15 protein-coding genes and 1 tRNA gene are annotated in these 16795 nt (G+C 71.4%); 6 read left to right on the forward strand and 10 right to left on the reverse strand.

Annotated elements, in window-relative coordinates; all coding sequences use genetic code 11:
* Nucleotides 1-7 precede the first annotated feature (7 nt).
* Together ACZ45E_RS19420 and xth are read right to left on the reverse strand one after the other, a co-directional pair.
* Nucleotides 8-1030 (reverse strand): DUF6528 family protein, encoded by a 1023-nt coding sequence (locus ACZ45E_RS19420; protein WP_468222173.1) that lies wholly within the window; start codon nucleotides 1028-1030, stop codon nucleotides 8-10.
* 105 nt (nucleotides 1031-1135) lie between these two features.
* Entirely contained in the window at nucleotides 1136-1957 is an 822-nt protein-coding gene (gene xth, locus ACZ45E_RS19425) for an exodeoxyribonuclease III (RefSeq protein WP_468222333.1), read from the reverse strand.
* Nucleotides 1958-2002: 45 nt separating this feature from the next.
* Between xth and ACZ45E_RS19430 the strand changes: the two genes are divergently transcribed.
* On the forward strand, nucleotides 2003-2509 hold the full coding sequence (locus ACZ45E_RS19430) for a GNAT family N-acetyltransferase (protein WP_468222334.1): 507 nt from the start codon (nucleotides 2003-2005) through the stop codon (nucleotides 2507-2509).
* Between the two features lie 89 nt (nucleotides 2510-2598).
* On the opposite strand, the gene ACZ45E_RS19435 is transcribed toward ACZ45E_RS19430, so the two are convergent.
* The 7 genes from ACZ45E_RS19435 to galU form a co-directional block, all read right to left on the reverse strand.
* Nucleotides 2599-2672 (reverse strand) — tRNA-Ala (locus ACZ45E_RS19435).
* Between the two features lie 70 nt (nucleotides 2673-2742).
* Nucleotides 2743-3894: a divisome protein SepX/GlpR gene (gene sepX, locus ACZ45E_RS19440; RefSeq protein ID WP_468222174.1), complete on the reverse strand. Its 1152-nt coding sequence runs from the start codon at nucleotides 3892-3894 to the stop codon at nucleotides 2743-2745.
* Nucleotides 3895-4066: 172 nt separating this feature from the next.
* Nucleotides 4067-4735 carry a GNAT family N-acetyltransferase gene (locus ACZ45E_RS19445; RefSeq protein WP_468222336.1) on the reverse strand — a complete coding sequence of 223 codons (669 nt, stop codon included), beginning with the start codon at nucleotides 4733-4735 and terminating at the stop codon, nucleotides 4067-4069.
* Nucleotides 4732-5262, reverse strand: coding sequence for a MogA/MoaB family molybdenum cofactor biosynthesis protein (locus ACZ45E_RS19450; protein WP_468222175.1), 531 nt, complete (start codon nucleotides 5260-5262; stop codon nucleotides 4732-4734). The genes ACZ45E_RS19445 and ACZ45E_RS19450 overlap by 4 nt, the downstream gene beginning before the upstream one ends.
* Entirely contained in the window at nucleotides 5259-5750 is a 492-nt protein-coding gene (moaC, locus tag ACZ45E_RS19455) for a cyclic pyranopterin monophosphate synthase MoaC (protein WP_468222177.1), read from the reverse strand. The genes ACZ45E_RS19450 and moaC overlap by 4 nt, the downstream gene beginning before the upstream one ends.
* Nucleotides 5751-5846: 96 nt before the next feature.
* Nucleotides 5847-7199: a molybdotransferase-like divisome protein Glp gene (glp, locus tag ACZ45E_RS19460; RefSeq protein WP_468222178.1), complete on the reverse strand. Its 1353-nt coding sequence runs from the start codon at nucleotides 7197-7199 to the stop codon at nucleotides 5847-5849.
* Between the two features lie 4 nt (nucleotides 7200-7203).
* A complete protein-coding gene (galU, locus tag ACZ45E_RS19465) occupies nucleotides 7204-8106 on the reverse strand; it encodes a UTP--glucose-1-phosphate uridylyltransferase GalU (RefSeq protein ID WP_468222179.1) in 903 nt (300 codons plus the stop codon).
* 94 nt (nucleotides 8107-8200) lie between these two features.
* Between galU and ACZ45E_RS19470 the strand changes: the two genes are divergently transcribed.
* On the forward strand, nucleotides 8201-8824 hold the full coding sequence (locus ACZ45E_RS19470; protein WP_468222181.1) for a 5-formyltetrahydrofolate cyclo-ligase: 624 nt from the start codon (nucleotides 8201-8203) through the stop codon (nucleotides 8822-8824).
* A 78-nt stretch (nucleotides 8825-8902) separates the two neighbouring features.
* Here ACZ45E_RS19470 and ACZ45E_RS19475 read toward each other — a convergent pair whose 3' ends face one another.
* Nucleotides 8903-11662, reverse strand: a complete 2760-nt coding sequence (locus tag ACZ45E_RS19475; protein ID WP_468222182.1) for a penicillin acylase family protein — start codon at nucleotides 11660-11662, stop codon at nucleotides 8903-8905.
* A 301-nt stretch (nucleotides 11663-11963) separates the two neighbouring features.
* Between ACZ45E_RS19475 and ACZ45E_RS19480 the strand changes: the two genes are divergently transcribed.
* From ACZ45E_RS19480 to ACZ45E_RS19495, 4 genes are all read left to right on the forward strand, one after another.
* Nucleotides 11964-13520, forward strand: coding sequence for a potassium/proton antiporter (locus ACZ45E_RS19480; RefSeq protein ID WP_468222184.1), 1557 nt, complete (start codon nucleotides 11964-11966; stop codon nucleotides 13518-13520).
* A 302-nt stretch (nucleotides 13521-13822) separates the two neighbouring features.
* On the forward strand, nucleotides 13823-15136 hold the full coding sequence (locus tag ACZ45E_RS19485; protein ID WP_468222185.1) for an MFS transporter: 1314 nt from the start codon (nucleotides 13823-13825) through the stop codon (nucleotides 15134-15136).
* 69 nt (nucleotides 15137-15205) lie between these two features.
* Nucleotides 15206-15562: an FmdB family zinc ribbon protein gene (locus ACZ45E_RS19490; RefSeq protein ID WP_468222186.1), complete on the forward strand. Its 357-nt coding sequence runs from the start codon at nucleotides 15206-15208 to the stop codon at nucleotides 15560-15562.
* Nucleotides 15563-15651: 89 nt separating this feature from the next.
* Nucleotides 15652-16506, forward strand: coding sequence for an S-methyl-5'-thioadenosine phosphorylase (locus ACZ45E_RS19495; RefSeq protein ID WP_468222187.1), 855 nt, complete (start codon nucleotides 15652-15654; stop codon nucleotides 16504-16506).
* The last annotated feature ends 289 nt before the right edge of the window (nucleotides 16507-16795 follow it).

Here is a 16795-nt window from a genome sequence, read left to right on the forward strand (position 1 = left end):
GCGGGGATCAGACCGGCAGCCACCAGCGGGCCTTGTAGATCCCGCCGCCGACCAGCTCGTACGCGCCCGGCGGCCGGTGCACGCTCACGGTCGTCGTCCACCAGCTCTCCCCGAGCCCCGGCTCGGGCACCGTGGTGACGACCCGGCCGGTACGCGGATCGTCCCCGACGCACTTCACGCCCTTGCGGACGATCTCCCCGGCGCCCGCGAAATCCTGCCCGAACGTCCGGCCGCGCGTCTCGAACTGGAAGACGGACGCACTGGTCGACACCCACAGCCGCCCGGGCCGCCCGGCGACCGGGAACAGATCGTGCCCGCCCGCGGACCTGCCCGGCACGGCGACCGGCAGCGGATCGGCGAACCGCCGCACGAGCCGCGGCCGCGCCGCCGACCCCGCCACCTCGAACGCGACCAGCTCGTCGTCGCCCATCGCCCACAGCACCCGGCGCTCCCGGTCCCAGTGCAGCCCGTGCGCCCCCTTCAGCTCGGCCTCCGTGAACCGGGAGGAGCGCGGCCCGAGCGACGCGGCGTACAGCCGCACCCTGGCCCCGGTGCTGCACGCGACGGCCACGTTCCCGTCGGGGAGGATCTCGGCGGTGTGCGGGTTGAACAGATCGTCCCCCGGCCCGATGGCCGTACCCCAGTACCTGCGCCCCGTCGGATGCTCCACCACGCCCACGAACCCGAACGACGCCGTGGTCAGCACGAGCGTCCGCCCCCTGTGCCGCCGCACCTTCGCCTCGCTCGGGTAGACCCAGCTGGCCTCGGGCGCGAGGTCCCGGTACCGGTCGTCCCCTACGGGCGTGAACGCCCACCGCACCGCCTCGGGCCCGGCCGCCGGATCCCACGGAGCGGCCGCCGGATCGAGTACGAGCAGCCGCTTGCTCGCCTGCTCGGTGAGGAGCACGGGCGGCAGCCGTCCACCGGCCGCCGCCCCCCGCCCGCCCGCTCCGACAGCGGCCCCGAGCCCGGCGGCCACGGCCCCGGAGAGCAGACCGCGCCGGGACAGGACGTGCGACGCCTCAGACATGAGTTCCCCCCGTACGACGGACAGCCGACCCCGGATTCATCATGTACGCGACCAAAATGTGCCATGCCGCCGGACGGGACGTAAGCCCCCCGGCGAACTCCGTGACTACGCGAAGACCACCGTCACCGGGGCGTGGTCCGACCAGCGCTCCCCATGACTGGCCGCCCGCTCCACGAACCCCTTCACCGCGCGCCCGGCGAGCCCGGGGGTCGCCACCAGGAGGTCGATCCGCCACCCCGTGTCGTTGTCGAAGGCCCGCCCCCGGTACGACCACCACGAGTACGGCCCCTCGGCCTCCGGGTGCAGCGCCCGCACGACGTCGACGTAACCGCCGTCCGTCGCCTCGAGGACCCGGCTCAGCCACTCCCGCTCCTCGGGGAGGAAGCCGGAGTTCTTCTTGTTGCCCTTCCAGTTCTTGAGGTCGGCCTCGGCGTGGGCGATGTTCCAGTCGCCGCAGACGACGACCTCGCGGCCCTCGGCGGCGGCCCGCACACGCAGTGCCTTCAGGTACTCCAGGAACTCGGCCATGAAGCGGATCTTCTCGTCCTGCCGCTCGGTCCCGACCTCGCCGGAGGGCAGGTAGAGGCTGGCGACGACGACGCCCGGCAGGTCGACCTCCACGTACCGGCCGCTGCCGTCGAACTCGGCGGAGCCGAAGCCGATCCGCACCCGCTCCGGCGCGCGCCGCGTATAGAGGGAGACCCCGGCCCGCCCCTTGGCACCGGCCGGGGCGTGCACGACGTGCCAGCCCTCCGGCGCGCGCACCTCGGCGGGCAGCTGCTCGGGCTCGGCGCGCACTTCCTGGAGGCAGAGCACGTCGGCGGAGGTCCCGGCGAGCCACTCCACGAAGCCCTTCCTGGAGGCGGCGCGAAGCCCGTTCACATTCACGGTGGTCACTGTCAGCACCGGGCCACCGTACCGGCACACTTGACGCGTCAACCGCACCCGAAGCATAGAGATACGATTATTCGCATAACTATCCAACCCGTTTCGACCACCGCGATCACCCTGCGACCCGTCTCCTTCGACCACGCGGACGCGGTGGCACTGAACGACCGCGTCCAGCTCGAATACGCGGAGCGCTACGGCGACGAGGGCGATGTCACACCGCTCGACCCGACGATGTTCACCCCGCCGGCGGGCCGGTACCTGATCGCGTACGACGCGGCGGGCACGCCCCTCGCGACGGGCGGCTGGCGCGCCCAGGACGAGAACGAGGAGGGGTACGCGGACGGCGACGCCGAACTCAAGCGCATGTACGTCACCCCGGAGGCGCGCGGCCTGGGTCTGGCCCGCCGGATCCTCGCGGCCCTGGAGGCCGACGCCCGCACCGCGGGCCGCACCCGCATGGTGCTGGAGACGGGGACGAAGCAGCCGGAGGCGATAGCGCTCTACACCTCGAGCGGCTACGAGCCGTGCGCCAAGTTCGGCCTCTACCGCTTCGAGGAGCTGAGCCGCTGCTACGCCAAGCCGCTGTAGGCACCGCTGTCCGGAGCCCGCCCCCGGGGCGCGCGCCGGACAGCAAAGCAAGAACCCCGCCGGTCACCCGGCGGGGTTCTCAATTGCGGTGGACCTGTGGGGATTTGAACCCCAGACCCCCTCGATGCGAACGAGGTGCGCTACCAGACTGCGCCACAGGCCCTTGCAACGAGTGAAACTCTAGCATCCCGATCGGGGTGCTTGGAAATCCGCTCCCTGGCTGGTCAGCCGGGTCACTCGTTGGCTGCCCGCGGCCGCCCGTCGGTACCGGCGGCGCCGACGTCGTACTGGTCGAACAGCGGGGTACGGCCGCGCTCGCGGGAGCGCCGGGCGGAGGCCGCCCGGCGGGCGTCGCTGCGCCCGTCGTCGGCGGCCTGCTCCTGCGGCGGCTCCGGCTCGGCCTGTTCCGCCGCGGACGAGCGGGCGGCGCTCCAGGTCTCGGGGGCGCCGTAGTCGATGTTCCCGCCGGCCCGCGGGGCGACCGGGGCGGTCACATAGGTGGGCAGCGGCACGGGGATCGGGTCCCAGCTCTCGCCGGGCCCGGGGCGGCGCTGCCGCTCACGCTGCTGGTCGACCCACTCCGCGTGGTCGGTCTGCTCGACGAGCGCGCGCCGGTCGGCGGCGAGCGAGGTCTGCCCGGTACCGGTCGCCGGTTCGGCGCCCGGTCCTTCCTCCGCGTCGTCGGCGGCGGCGTGCTGCGCGGCCGGCCTGCGCCCGCGCGGCTGCCGCTCCCGCAGGCGCTGCGCGGCGATCTCGGCGCGGCGGCGGTCCATGACGTAGGCGAAGCGGCGTCGCTCCTGGGCCCGCAGATAGACGATGTAGGTACTGAGCAGCAGGGCGGGCGCCGCGGGCGCCCACAGGAACGCGATGCCGCCGACCCCGGCGACGATCGCGCCGGCCGAGAAGGCGACGAAGAGCAGCACGGTCGTGCGGCGGCGGCGCGCGAGGACCTTGGTGCGCCGGGCGCGGGCCAGCGCCTCGGCGGAGGCGGCGGAAGTGGGGCGCGGCGGGCGGGGCTTGGCGGGGGGCGCGGGTTCCGGCACCGGTTCCGGTTCGGGTGCCCGGCGGGGCTCGCGGGCGGGCTCCGGGGGCGTGCGCTCGCTCGCCCGGGGCGCGACGAAGTCCCGGGCGTCCACCACGTCGGTGGCCGCGTCCGGGTCGGCCGGGGTGCCGCGCCGCTCGTCCGTCTCCGGCGAGCGCGCCTGCAGGTCCTTGGCGTACCGGCGCTCCATACCCGCCCGTCCGGACAGAAGCCGGATGGCGGTGCTGAAGCGTTCCGTCGGACGGGCTTCGTTCAGCTCGTCCTGCCTACGGAGCCACATCGGCACCAAGTAGGCGGCCCAGGCCCCGACGATGACTGCATAGATGAGGCCGCTGCTGCTCACGCCTCACACCGTAGAGGGGTTTGCGCGGAGCCATCCGCCAATTGGGCCGGTGTGTCGCACGATCTGGCTGATATTTCGAGCATTTTTTGCGACTGGTGCGATCAACTGGCCGACCGGGGTGCGAATTCAATGGCTCCCGCGGTCGCCCGCCGATCAATTTCGAACATTTATTTTATTTCGAGGGTGCCCCGGGATCGATGGCGTTGGAAGCGCCCGGACCTGCGGCGTTGCCCCGGCGCCCGCGCCGCCTGCGCCGGAGGAGGCCCTCGGGGACCTCTTCGGCGGTGAGGGCGAAGACGAGATGATCCCGCCAGCCGCCGTCGATGTGAAGATACCGTGGCCGCAGGCCCTCCTCGCGGAATCCGAGTTTCTCCACGACCCTGCGGCTCGGCCCGTTCTCCGGGCGAATACAGACCTCGATGCGGTGCAGGCCCACCGTGCGGAAGCAGTGGTCGACGGCGAGCGCGACAGCCGTGGGCATCACCCCGCGCCCGGCCACCTCCTGGTCCACCCAGTAGCCGACGTGGCCCGAGCACATCGAACCCCAGGTGATCCCGGCGACCGTCAACTGGCCCACGAGACGGCCCTGGTACTCGATGACGAAGGGCAGCATGCGGCCCGCGTTCGCCTCCGAGCGCAGATGGCGCACCATCTGCCGGTACGTGGGGCGGTGGGCGATGGGGCCGGTCGGGGTGGGCGGCGGGATCGTCGCCTCCCAGGGACGCAGCCAGTCGCGGTTGCGGCGGTTGACCTCGCGCCAGGCGCGCTGGTCGCGCAGCCTTATGGGCCGGAGGACGACATCGCCCTCCGTCAGGACGACGGGCCAGGACGAGCTGTTCAGTGCGCACCCCCTGCGGCGTGGGCATCGGGTCTCGGATGGTCGCCGCCGCGGAGCTGGTCGACGGCGTGGGTCAGCAACGGCTCCAGGACGGCGAGGCCGTCCCGTACGCCACCGCTCGAACCCGGCAGGTTCACGATCAGTGTCCGGCCCGCGACCCCGGCGAGGCCACGCGAGAGCGCGGCGGTGGGCACGTGCTGCCGCCCGTACGCGCGGATCGCCTCGGGGATGCCCGGCACCTCGTGGTCGATGACGCGGGCCGTCGCCTCGGGCGTGCGGTCGGTGGGCGAGATGCCGGTGCCGCCGGTGGTGACGACGACGTCGTACGCCGCCTCGGCCGCGGCCCGCAGAGCGGACTCCACGGGGTCGCCGTCCGGCACGACCTGGGGGCCCTCCACGTCGAAGCCCATCTTCGCCAGCCCCGCGACGATCAGCGGGCCGCCCTTGTCCTCGTAGACGCCGGCGGCGGCCCGGTTGGAGGCGGTGACGACGAGGGCGCGGTAGGGGCGGGCCCCGGCTGCCGCGGTCATGCCCGGGCTCCGCGGTTCCAGTCCCCCGACTTGCCGCCCGTCTTCTCCTCGACGCGGACGTCCGTGATGACCGCCCCCTTGTCGACCGCCTTGACCATGTCGACGACGGTGAGCGCGGCGACCGAGACCGCCGTGAGGGCCTCCATCTCGACGCCCGTGCGTTCCGTGGTCCTCACCGTGGCGAGGATCTCCACCGCGTCGTCCGCCACCGACAGGTCCAGTGTCACGCCGGAGACGGCCAGCGGGTGGCAGAGCGGGATCAGGTCGGGGGTGCGCTTGGCCCCCATGATCCCGGCGATGCGGGCCGTCGCCAGGGCGTCGCCCTTGGGCATGCCCTCGCCGCGCAGCAGTTCGACCACGCGCGGCGAGACGAGGACGCGGCCGCTGGCGCGGGCGGTGCGCGCGGTGACGTCCTTCTGCGAGACGTCGACCATGCGGGCGGCGCCCGCCTCGTCGATGTGGGTGAGTCGGTCCTGCGAAGTGCTCATGGTGCTGTGGCGCTCCCGATGCGAGCCGTGCGCGGTGCGGCGCGCCGGACTGGTTGTGCGCGACACGGTATCGCGGGCTCCCGGCGCTCGGCCCGGTCAGCCCAGCAGGACCACGTCGACCTCCGTGCCGGGCGCCACCGACGTCACGTCCTCGCCCACGACGATCAGCGCGTCCGCGTGGGCGAGCGCCGCGATCAGGTGCGATCCGGAGCCGCCGACGGGGGCGACTTCGCCCTTCTCGGCGTCGTAACTGCCCCGCAGGAACTGGCGGCGGCCGTCCGGCGAGGTCAGCGCCTTGTCGGCGGTGAGCACCGCGCGCGCGGTGGGGCGGTGCACGCAGGCGTCGGGCAGGCCCATGAGGGCCCGGATCGCCGGCCGGACGAAGAGCTCGAAGGAGACGTAGCTGGAGACCGGGTTGCCCGGCAGGGCGAGCAGCGGGGTGTGGTCGGGGCCGACGGAGCCGAAGCCCTGCGGCTTGCCGGGCTGCATGGCGAGCTTGCGGAACTCGACGCCGCTGCCCGCGCCGATGCCGCCCTCCTCGTCCGGGTCGCCGATCGAGGAGAGGGCCTCCTTCACGACGTCGTACGCGCCCACGCTGACGCCGCCCGTCGTGACGACGAGGTCGGCGCGGATGAGCTGGTCCTCGATGGTGGAGCGGAGCGTCTCGGCGTCGTCGGCGACGGCGCCGACCCGGTAGGCGATGGCTCCGGCGTCCCGGGCCGCGGCCGTGAGGGCGAAGCTGTTGGAGTCGTAGATCTGGCCCCGGCGCAACTGCTCGCCCGGCTGGACGAGTTCGCTGCCGGTGGAGACGACGACCACGCGCGGGCGCGGGCGCACCCGTACCGTGCCGCGGCCGATCGCGGCGAGCAGGGCGATCTGCGGCGGGCCGAGGACCGTGCCGGTGGTGAGGGCGCGGTCGCCGGCCTGGACGTCGCTGCCCTGCGCGCGGACGTGCGCGCGTGCCTCGGCGGGGCGGTGGACGCGGACCTCGCCCGAGGCGCCCTCGGGGGCGCTGGAGTGGGCGGGCATCGAGGTGACGGGGCCCGCGCCGAGCCCGCCGTCGGTCCACTCGACGGGGACGACGGCCTCGGCGCCGGGCGGCAGGGGGGCGCCGGTCATGATGCGGGCGGCCTGGCCGGGGCCGACGGTGGGCTGTTCGACCTGGCCCGCCGCGACGTCGCCGATGACCGTCAGCACGGCCGGGTACTCCTCGCTCGCGCCGGTGACGTCGGCGACGCGCACCGCGTACCCGTCCATCGAGCTGTTGTCGAACGGCGGCAGCGAGACCGGCACCGTCACGTCCTCGACGAGCACACAGCCCTGGGCGTCGAGGAGCTGGAGCTCGATGGGCTCCAGCGGCCGGACGGTGCTGAGGATGTCCTCCAGATGCTCGTCCACCGACCACAGCTGCTGCTGGCCGGCGGTGGACGAGGTGGTCGCGCTGCTCAAGGTGCTACATCTCCTCGGTGACGTAACTGCGAAGCCAGGCACGGAAGTCCGGGCCCAGGTCCTCACGTTCGCACGCGAGTCTGACAATGGCACGCAGATAGTCGCCTCGGTCGCCGGTGTCATAGCGGCGGCCCTTGAAGACGACGCCGTGGACCGGGCCGCCGATCTTCTCGTCGGCGGCCAGCTGCTGGAGGGCGTCGGTGAGCTGGATCTCGCCGCCGCGGCCCGGCTCGGTCCGGCGGAGTATCCCGAAGACGGCCGGGTCGAGGACGTACCGCCCGATGACCGCGTAATGCGACGGCGCGTCCGCCACCTCCGGCTTCTCCACCAGATCCGTGACCTTGACGACGTCACCCTCCTCCGTGGCCTGGACGGCGGCGCAGCCGTAGAGGTGGATCTGCGAGGGCTCGACCTCCATGAGGGCGACGACGCTGCCGCCGTGCCGCTCCTGCACCTCGACCATGCGCGCGAGCAGCGGGTCGCGCGGGTCGATCAGGTCGTCGCCGAGGAGGACTGCGAAGGGCTCGTCGCCGACGTGCGGGGCCGCGCACAGCACCGCGTGGCCAAGGCCCTTGGGGTCGCCCTGGCGCACGTAGTGCATGGTCGCCAGGTCGCTCGACTCCTGCACCTTGGCGAGACGGGCCGCGTCGCCCTTCTTCTGCAGGGCCGACTCCAACTCGTAGTTGCGGTCGAAGTGGTCCTCCAGCGGCCGCTTGTTGCGGCCCGTGATCATCAGTACGTCGTCGAGACCCGCCGACGCGGCCTCTTCGACCACGTACTGGATCGCCGGCTTGTCCACCACCGGAAGCATCTCCTTGGGAGTCGCTTTCGTGGCCGGCAGGAACCGGGTACCGAGTCCTGCGGCAGGGATGACAGCCTTGGTGATCCTGGTGTGCGAGTCATTCATGTCCGTCACCCTATCCGGCACCTATGGGCGGAATCTGTGGGTCCGCTTTGTTGGCACATATATGCGTGGACAAGGAGAGATTTGTGAGCCAGCTATGAGCCGGCACCCGGACGACGCCCAAGGCACCCACCCTGACAAGCGCACATTGCGGCGAAGGTTCCTCACGGTGAGAAACACGTTGCCGGTGAATGACGTACGGGAGACGGAAACGGTTCTCGCCGAGCGGGCCTTCGAGCTCGCGGAGCTGGCGAGCGCCCGCACCGTCGCGGCGTACGTCTCCGTCGGCGGCGAGCCGGGGACCGCGGCCCTCCTGGACGCCCTCCGCGCGCGCGGGACGCGGGTCCTGCTGCCGGTGCTGCTGCCCGACAACGACCTGGACTGGGGGGCCTACGAGGGAGCCTCCTCGCTCGTCCGCGTCCAGCACCCGGGAAAGATGGCCCTGTTGGAGCCGGGCGGCGAGCGGCTCGGCCCCGACGCCGTGACGGCCGCCGACGTCGTCCTGCTGCCCGGGCTCGCCGTGGACGCGCGCGGGATGCGGCTCGGCCGGGGCGGCGGCTCGTACGACCGGGTCCTCGCGCGTCTCGAAGCGGCCGGTGCGCACCCCGCCCTCGTCGTGCTGCTCTACGACGCCGAAGTCGTCCCGCACGTCCCGGAGGAGGCGCACGACAAGGCGGTGCACGCCGTGGTGACGCCGTCCGGGGCGCGTCGCTTCACCTAGGAGACGCCGACAAGCGGATGGGGCCTCACGCGCGCGTGAGGCCCCATCCGGTATCGCTGCTTCTGTCTACCTACTGCCCTACGGCTTCAGGACCAGCGTGTCCGAGGTGTCGGCCCCGACGGCCTTCTCCGTGAAGTTCCACGGGAGCAGCTCGCCCTTGACCCACTTGTCGGTCTGGTCCGTGTAGTGGGCGCTGTAGGTGTGGCCCGAGGCGCCCGTGAGGTTGATCCACCTGGACTTGTCGAGGTCCTTCAGGTTGACCACCATGCGCATCGACGGAACCCAGTCGACGCCGTAGCCGCCCGCCGCGTTCCAGCCGGTCGCGTTGACGGCCGCCTCGCCGCCGCCGAGCTTCCAGGGGCCACGGTTCAGTACGTACTGGAGCCAGCCCGGGCCCTCGGTGCCGAGGGTCTGGTTCTTCAGCTCCAGCTTGTGCAGCCGGCCCCAGCTCCAGGTGTCGATGTCCTTGCCGAGCTTGGCCGTGAGGTCCCAGCGCGCGTCCTTCATGGCGCGCTTGAGGAGCTGGTCACGGGTGGTGGTGGGGTCGTTGTTGCGGTTGCCCGGCGTCTTCCACCAGTCGTTCTTCTCATCGTTGATGATCTTGCGCACGACCTCGAACCAGCGGTCGCCGCCGTCCGGCTGGGCCGTGTGCGCGTCCCGCTGGCCGCACTCGCGGACCTTGCGGTCCTCGTCGGCCGGGCCGGTGTTGTCGACCGGCGTGACGCTCAGGCACTGGCCCTCGACCCGCAGCTCCTTGGGCAGCTTGTTGCCGAAGGCGAGCTTCAGGATGTTGCGCCACACGGAGTTGAAGTACGCGGCCGCGGCCGAGTCCGGGTTCTGGGTGTAGTCCCAGTTCTCCAGGAGCTGCTGCGCCTCACGGACGTAACTGTCCTTGACGTCGATCTTCAGCAGCCTCGGCACGAGCAGCTTGGCGATCTCGCTGCTGTTGTCCATCTGCATGGTGCGCATGTCGTCGGTGGAGATCTTCCCGCCACCGTCGATCTTCGACTTGATGAGATCGGTGATCCGCTGGCTGCGGGTGCCGTATCCCCAGTCCGTGGTGAGCGTGTAGGGGTAGTCCTTGCCGACCACGGCCTGGTTGGCGGTCACGATGTAGCCGCGCTCGGGGTCGAACTCGTAGGGCAGTTCGTCCTGGTCGATGTAGCCGGTCCACTCGTAGTCGGAGTCCCAGCCCGGCGACGGCAGTGAGCCGTCGTCGCCCTTGCTGCGGATCGGGATGCGCCCGGGCATCTGGTAGCCGATGTGGCCCTCGACATCCGCGTACGTCAGGTTCTGCGAGGGCACCTGGAAGTCGGCGGCCGCCTCGCGGAACTCGGTCCAGTTCTTCGCCCTGTCGATCTCGAAGACGGCGTCCATGGTGTTGCCGGGGTCGAGCGCGGTCCAGCGCAGCGCGATGCCGTAGCCGTCGCCGCGGTCCGGCGCCGTGGTGCCCACCGGAGCCTTCTTGCCGACCTTGACGAGCTCGTCGTTGCGGTCCGACAGCAGCGGGCCGTTGTTGGTCTCGCGGACGGTGATCGTCTTGGACTTGCCGCCGGCGACCTTGATGACTTCCTCGCGCGTCTTGAAGCGCACCGTCTTGTCGTCGTACAGGTAGCCGTCGCCGTTGAACCGCTCCAGGTAGAGGTCGGTCACGTCGGCGCCCGAGTTGGTCAGGCCCCAGGAGATGTTCTGGTTGTGGCCGATGACCACGCCCGGCATGCCCGCGAAGGTGTAACCCGTCACGTCGTACTGGCACTTCGCCGAGACGCTCGTGCAGTGCAGCCCCATCTGGTACCAGACGGACGGCAGTTGCGGCGCCAGGTGCGGGTCGTTGGCGAGCAGCGGCTCACCGGTGATGGTGTGGTCACCGGAGACCACCCACGAGTTGGAGCCGATGCCGTTCCCGTTGGGCCCCAGGCCCGCGGAGTCGGGGATCTGGTCCAGGACGTCGGCCAGACCGCCCAGCTGGCTCTGGAGGCCGCTGGGGGCCGCCGCGCCGCCCGCCAGGCCGGTGCCCGCCGCCCCGCCGGTGCCGCTCTGCGTCTGCGTGCCCGACGCCGCGGTGTCGTACGTGCCCGTGGCGCTGTTGTAGGCGCCCTCCTGCACGATCGGCTTGTTCCGGCCGTACGGGTACTCGGGGTAGAGGTCCTTGATCTGCTTCGCGCTGAGGCGGCTCGTCATCAGGGAGCGGTCGATCTCGTCCTGCATGTTGCCGCGCAGGTCCCAGGCCATCGCCTTCAGCCACGCGACGGAGTCGACCGGCGACCACTTCTGCGGCTTGTAGTCGTTCTCGAAGCCGAGCGCCACGTACTCGGCGGAGATCGCCTTGCCGCTCTTGCCGGCCAGGTAGGAGTTGACCCCCTTGGAGTACGCCTGGAGGTACTTCTTCGTCGAGGGCGACAACTTGGAGTCGTACTCCCGCTGCGCCACCCGGTGCCAGCCCAGGGTGCGCAGGAACTCATCGGTCTTGACCTGCCCCTTGCCGAACATCTCGGAGAGCCGCCCGGAGGTCGTATGACGGCGCACGTCCATCTCGTAGAACCGGTCCTGCGCCTGCACGAAGCCCTGCGCCATGAACAGGTCCTCGTCCGAGGACGCGTAGATCTGCGGGATCCCGTAACCGTCCCGTTTGACCTGCACGGGCCCGTCGAGCCCGTCGAGCCGGACCGAGCCCGTGGTCTGCGGCAAGGACGCGCGCACGCTGTCGACGCCCCAGTAGGCCCCGTACCCGATGCCCGCGACGACGGCCAACACGAGGACGATCACGAGCAGTCGGGCTCGGCGCCCCTTCTTCTTGCCGGACTGGCGACCGGAAGAGGCGTTCGTAGTGGAGGGCATCGCGATCCTTGCTGTCCTTCGCTAGCGGCTGGCTGGAGCAACCATACGAGCAGTGCGGTGCGCGCCCGGACGCGGAGTCAGGAAGCGGACCCGTCCGGAGGTTGCGGAGAGTCTGCGCGACGGCCTCGGCGAGGGCCCGGGCGGGGTCGGTGCGAGGGTCCGGGCGGGGTCCGCCGAGGGCTTGAGCACGGCTCGGCGCAAGGGCCCGAGCAATGGCGTGAGCAATGGCCCGAGCAATGGCCCGAGCATCAAGAAAGCGTTAACGATTAGGTAAGGTAACGAAGTACCTCGCTCGTTGACCATGGCGCGGCACCCCGCGCCCGCCCCCTGCGACGACCTCTCGCGGAAGGACCAGCCCCTGACTGTCCACCACCTCAACCAGCTCCTGCTCGTGAGCGCGCTCGTGCTGCTCATCGCGGTCGCCGCGGTACGCATCTCCTCGCGCAGCGGGCTGCCCAGCCTGCTCCTCTACCTGGGCATCGGCATCGCCATGGGCCAGGACGGGATCGGCGACGTCTCCTTCAGCGATGCCGAGTTGACCCAGGTCATCGGCTACGCGGCCCTCGTCGTGATCCTGGCCGAAGGCGGCCTGGGCACGAAGTGGAAGGAGATCAAACCGGCGCTCCCTGCGGCCGTCGCCCTGTCGCTCGTGGGCGTCGCGGTGAGTGTGGGTGTGACGGCGGCGGGCGCGCACTACCTGGTCGGCCTTGAATGGCACCAGGCCCTCATCATCGGCGCGGTGGTCTCCTCCACGGACGCCGCGGCCGTCTTCTCCGTCCTGCGCAAGGTGCCACTGCCCTCGCGCATCACCGGCGTCCTGGAGGCGGAGTCCGGCTTCAACGACGCCCCGGTCGTCATCCTTGTCGTCGCCTTCTCGGCCGCCGGCCCCGTGGAGCACTGGTACGTCCTCGTCGGCGAGATCGCCCTGGAGCTCGCCATCGGCGCCGCGCTCGGGCTCGCCGTCGGGTGGCTCGGCTCCTACGGGCTGCGGCACGTCGCCCTGCCCGCCTCCGGCCTCTACCCCATCGCCGTGATGGCCATCGCCACCGTCGCGTACGCCGCGGGCGCCATGGCCCACGGCAGTGGCTTCCTCGCCGTCTACCTGGCCGCCATGGTCATGGGCAACGCCAAACTGCCGCACTGGGCGGCCACGAGGGGCTTCGCCGAGGGGCTCGGCTGGATCGCGCAGATCGGCATGTTCGTACTGCTCGGACTGCTCGTCACACCGCACGAACTGGCCGACGACATCGTGCCCGCGCTCGTCATCGGACTCGTACTGACGGTGGTGGCGCGCCCCCTGGAAGTGGTCCTCAGCCTGGCGCCCTTCCGCATACCGTGGCGGGAGCAGGCCCTCATGTCATGGGCGGGACTGCGCGGGGCCGTGCCCATCATCCTGGCGACCATTCCGATGGTGACCGGCGTCGCGGGCAGCCGGCGAATCTTCAACATCGTCTTCGTGCTGGTCGTCGTCTACACCCTCATCCAGGGGCCCACCCTGCCCTGGCTCGCCCGAAAGCTGGGCCTGGGTTCGTCCGAGGCCGCCGACCTCGGCATCGACTCCGCACCCCTGGAGCGGCTGCGCGGACACCTGCTGTCCGTCTCCGTCCCGGAGGGCTCCCGGATGCACGGCGTGGAGGTCGGCGAGCTGCGGATGCCCAAGGGCGCCGCCGTGACCCTGGTCGTGCGTGACGGGACGTCCTTCGTGCCGTCCCCCACCACCGTGCTGCGCCGGGGCGACGAACTCCTGGTCGTGGCCACCGACCCGGTGCGTGACGCCGCGGAGGCGCGCCTGCGGGCCGTCGCGCACGGCGGCAAGCTCGCCGGCTGGCTGGGCACAGGGGGCGAAACCGACCGTTAACATGGTCGACCGGCCGTTAACATGGTCGGGTGGACCAAAGATCCACGAACCCAGAACCCAGATCCACGAATCACGAATCACGAATCACCGACTCTGCCTGACGTAGAGCCGGCGCGACCGCAAAGCGGCCGCGGTCCCCTTGCAGCGCCGCCCCTCGACGTGGCCGCACTGCCTGGCCCAGGGCCTCTCCTGGCGCGGACCGCAGGTATCACTCGGTTCCCGGCGCATATGAGGACGGCTCTCGGCCCGGCGCCCTTCGACCAGGAGGCACCGGGCCACCAGGCGGCAGAAAGGCGAGGGCCGTGCCACAGAAGGCCACGGTTCCCGGCACCTCCGATGTACGCCCGGGTTACGGACAGCTGCTGCGCACCCGCGGAGCCTGGACGTTCCTGCTCCCCGGCTTCGCGGCACGCCAGCCGTTCGCGATGCTGACCATCTCCATCGTGCTGCTCGTCCAGCACACCTCCGGCTCGTACGGGACCGCCGGCGCGGTCTCGGCGACGACCGGCGTCTCCATGGCGCTTTTCGCGCCCTACACCGGCAAACTGGCCGACCGCTTCGGCCAGCGGGCCGTCCTGCTCCCCGGCGTCCTCGTGCACTGCGCCTCGGGGCTCACCCTGACCGTCCTCGCCCTGTCCGGGGCGCCCACGTGGGCGCTGTTCCTCGCGGCCGTGCCGACGGGCGCCTCCACGCCCCAGGTCGGCCCCATGGTGCGCGCCCGGTGGGGCGTCAGGCTCCAGGGCTCGCCCCTGATGCAGACCGCGGCGGCCTTCGAGTCGGTCACCGACGAGTTCACCTTCGTCCTCGGCCCGCTGTTCGCCACCGCGTTGTGCACCGGCATCAACCCGGCCGCCGGGCTCGTCACCGAAGCCGCGCTCACCCTTGTCGGCGGGCTGCTGTTCGCCGCCCAGAAGGGCACGCAGCCCACCCCGTCGGCGCACACCCGCAAGGGGCACGCGGACAGCGCCCTGGACGGGCACGCGCGCGTGGAGCACGTCTCCGCGCTCCGCGTCCCCGGCGTGCGGGTGCTGATCGTGACGTTCCTCGGCATCGGCTCCGTCTTCGGCGGCATGCAGGTCTCGCTCGCCGCCTACACCGAGGCGATCGGCGAACCCGGCCTCAATGGCGTCCTCTACGGCACCTTCGCCGCGGGCAACATGCTCTCCGGCATCGTCTGCGGTGCCATCGCCTGGAAGATCGCGCCGCAGCGCCGTCTGCTCGTCGGCTACACGGCCCTGGCGCTGACCGCGTCCGGCCTGTGGGCGGCGCAGTCAGTACTGCTGCTCGCCGGGCTCGGGCTGCTCGTCGGCGTGTGCATCGCGCCCGCCCTGATCACCGGCTACACGCTCGTCGAGTCGATCGTCCCCGCGAGCTCCCGCACCGAGGCCTTCACCTGGCTGACCGGCGCCGTCGCGCTCGGCCAGGCGGTGGCCGTGACGGTCGCGGGCCAGCTGGAGGACCGCTTCTGGGACGGCGCGGGGTTCCTCGTCCCGATGGGCGGCACCCTGCTGGCCCTCGGGGTCATGTACCTGCTGCGCTCACGGCTCGTTCCGCCGCCGCCGGGTCGCACCGTCGCACGTGGCGTGGGTCACCGACAGCCGGTGACAGTGGACTGATCTCGCGGAATACGTCACTATGGACCGTCGTTAGCACTCATCGAGTGAGAGTGCCAGGAGGAAGACACAGTGCCGACTTACCAGTACCAGTGCACCGAGTGCGGCGAAGGCCTCGAGGCGGTGCAGAAGTTCACCGACAACGCCCTCACCGAGTGCCCCAACTGCGGTGGCCGCCTGAAGAAGGTTTTCTCGGCTGTCGGCATCGTCTTCAAGGGCTCGGGCTTCTACCGCAACGACAGCCGAGGCTCCTCGTCGAGCAGCAGCCCGGCGTCGTCGCCCGCGAAGTCGGGCTCCGAGTCGTCGACGTCGTCGTCCACGGCCTCGACCTCGTCCTCGTCCTCGGACACGAAGTCGTCGTCGAGCTCGTCCGGCTCCTCGGCGTCCAGCAGCTCCAGCAGCTCCTCCAGCTCGTCGTCCGCCGCCTAGGCGCGACCTTCCAAGAGCCGTCCCACCAGACCCTGCCGTCCCCGACGGCGGGGTCTTCGGTGTTCCCGCCTTTGGTTACTGTGCTGACCATGGCGACCAATGCGAACACCCGTGCCGACGCCGAGATCGGTGTGATCGGCGGCTCCGGCTTCTACTCGTTCCTCGACGACGTGACCGAGGTCCAGGTGGACACCCCCTACGGACCTCCGAGCGACTCGCTCTTCCTGGGCGAGGTCGCCGGACGCCAGGTCGCCTTCCTGCCCCGGCACGGGCGCGGCCACCATCTGCCGCCGCACCGCATCAACTACCGCGCCAATCTGTGGGCGCTGCGCTCGGTGGGCGTACACCAGGTACTCGGGCCGTGCGCGGTCGGGGGGCTGCGGCCGGAGTACGGGCCGGGGACGCTGCTGGTGCCGGACCAGTTCGTGGACCGCACGAAGTCACGGGCGCAGACCTACTTCGACGGGCTGCCGCTGCCCGACGGCACCGTGCCGAACGTCGTGCACGTCTCGCCCGCCGACCCGTACTGCCCGACGGGCCGCAAGGCCGCGGTGAAGGCAGCGCGCGGCAAGGACTGGGAGCCGGTGGACGGCGGCACGCTCGTCGTGGTCGAGGGCCCGCGCTTCTCGACGCGCGCCGAATCGCGGTGGCACGCCGCGATGGGCTGGTCGGTGGTGGGCATGACCGGGCACCCGGAGGCGATGCTCGCCCGTGAACTGGAGCTCTGCTACACGTCGTTGACGCTCGTCACGGACCTCGACGCGGGCGCCGAGAGTGGGGAGGGCGTCTCGCACGACGAGGTGCTCAAGGTGTTCGCGGCGAATGTGGGCCGGCTGCGAACCGTGCTGTTCGACGCGGTCGCGGGGCTGCCGGCCACCGAGGAGCGGGACTGTCTGTGCGCCGGGGCGCTCGGGGGGATGGACCCGGGGTTCCGGCTGCCGTGATGTGACGGCGTGAAGTACCCCTTCGGGTGAGGGAGTTGTCCACAACCGGGCGGTAGTGCACGGGGTTCAGCGGGATCCGGCGGAGAGGCGGATCGTGGTGGGTGCGACGGGCGTGATGCCCGTCCGTTCCCACCCGGTCCCATCCAGTCCTCCCCAGTCCCATGCACTCCTCTCAGGTCCCATCAGGTCCCATCAGGTCCCGACAGGGCCCTTCGGCGCCACCCGGCCTCACCGGTTCCGACCGGTTCTGACCGGTCCGGCCCGTGGGCTCCGTGGGCCCCGACCCGCA

The organism is Streptomyces sp. NPDC030991, from assembly GCF_055571235.1.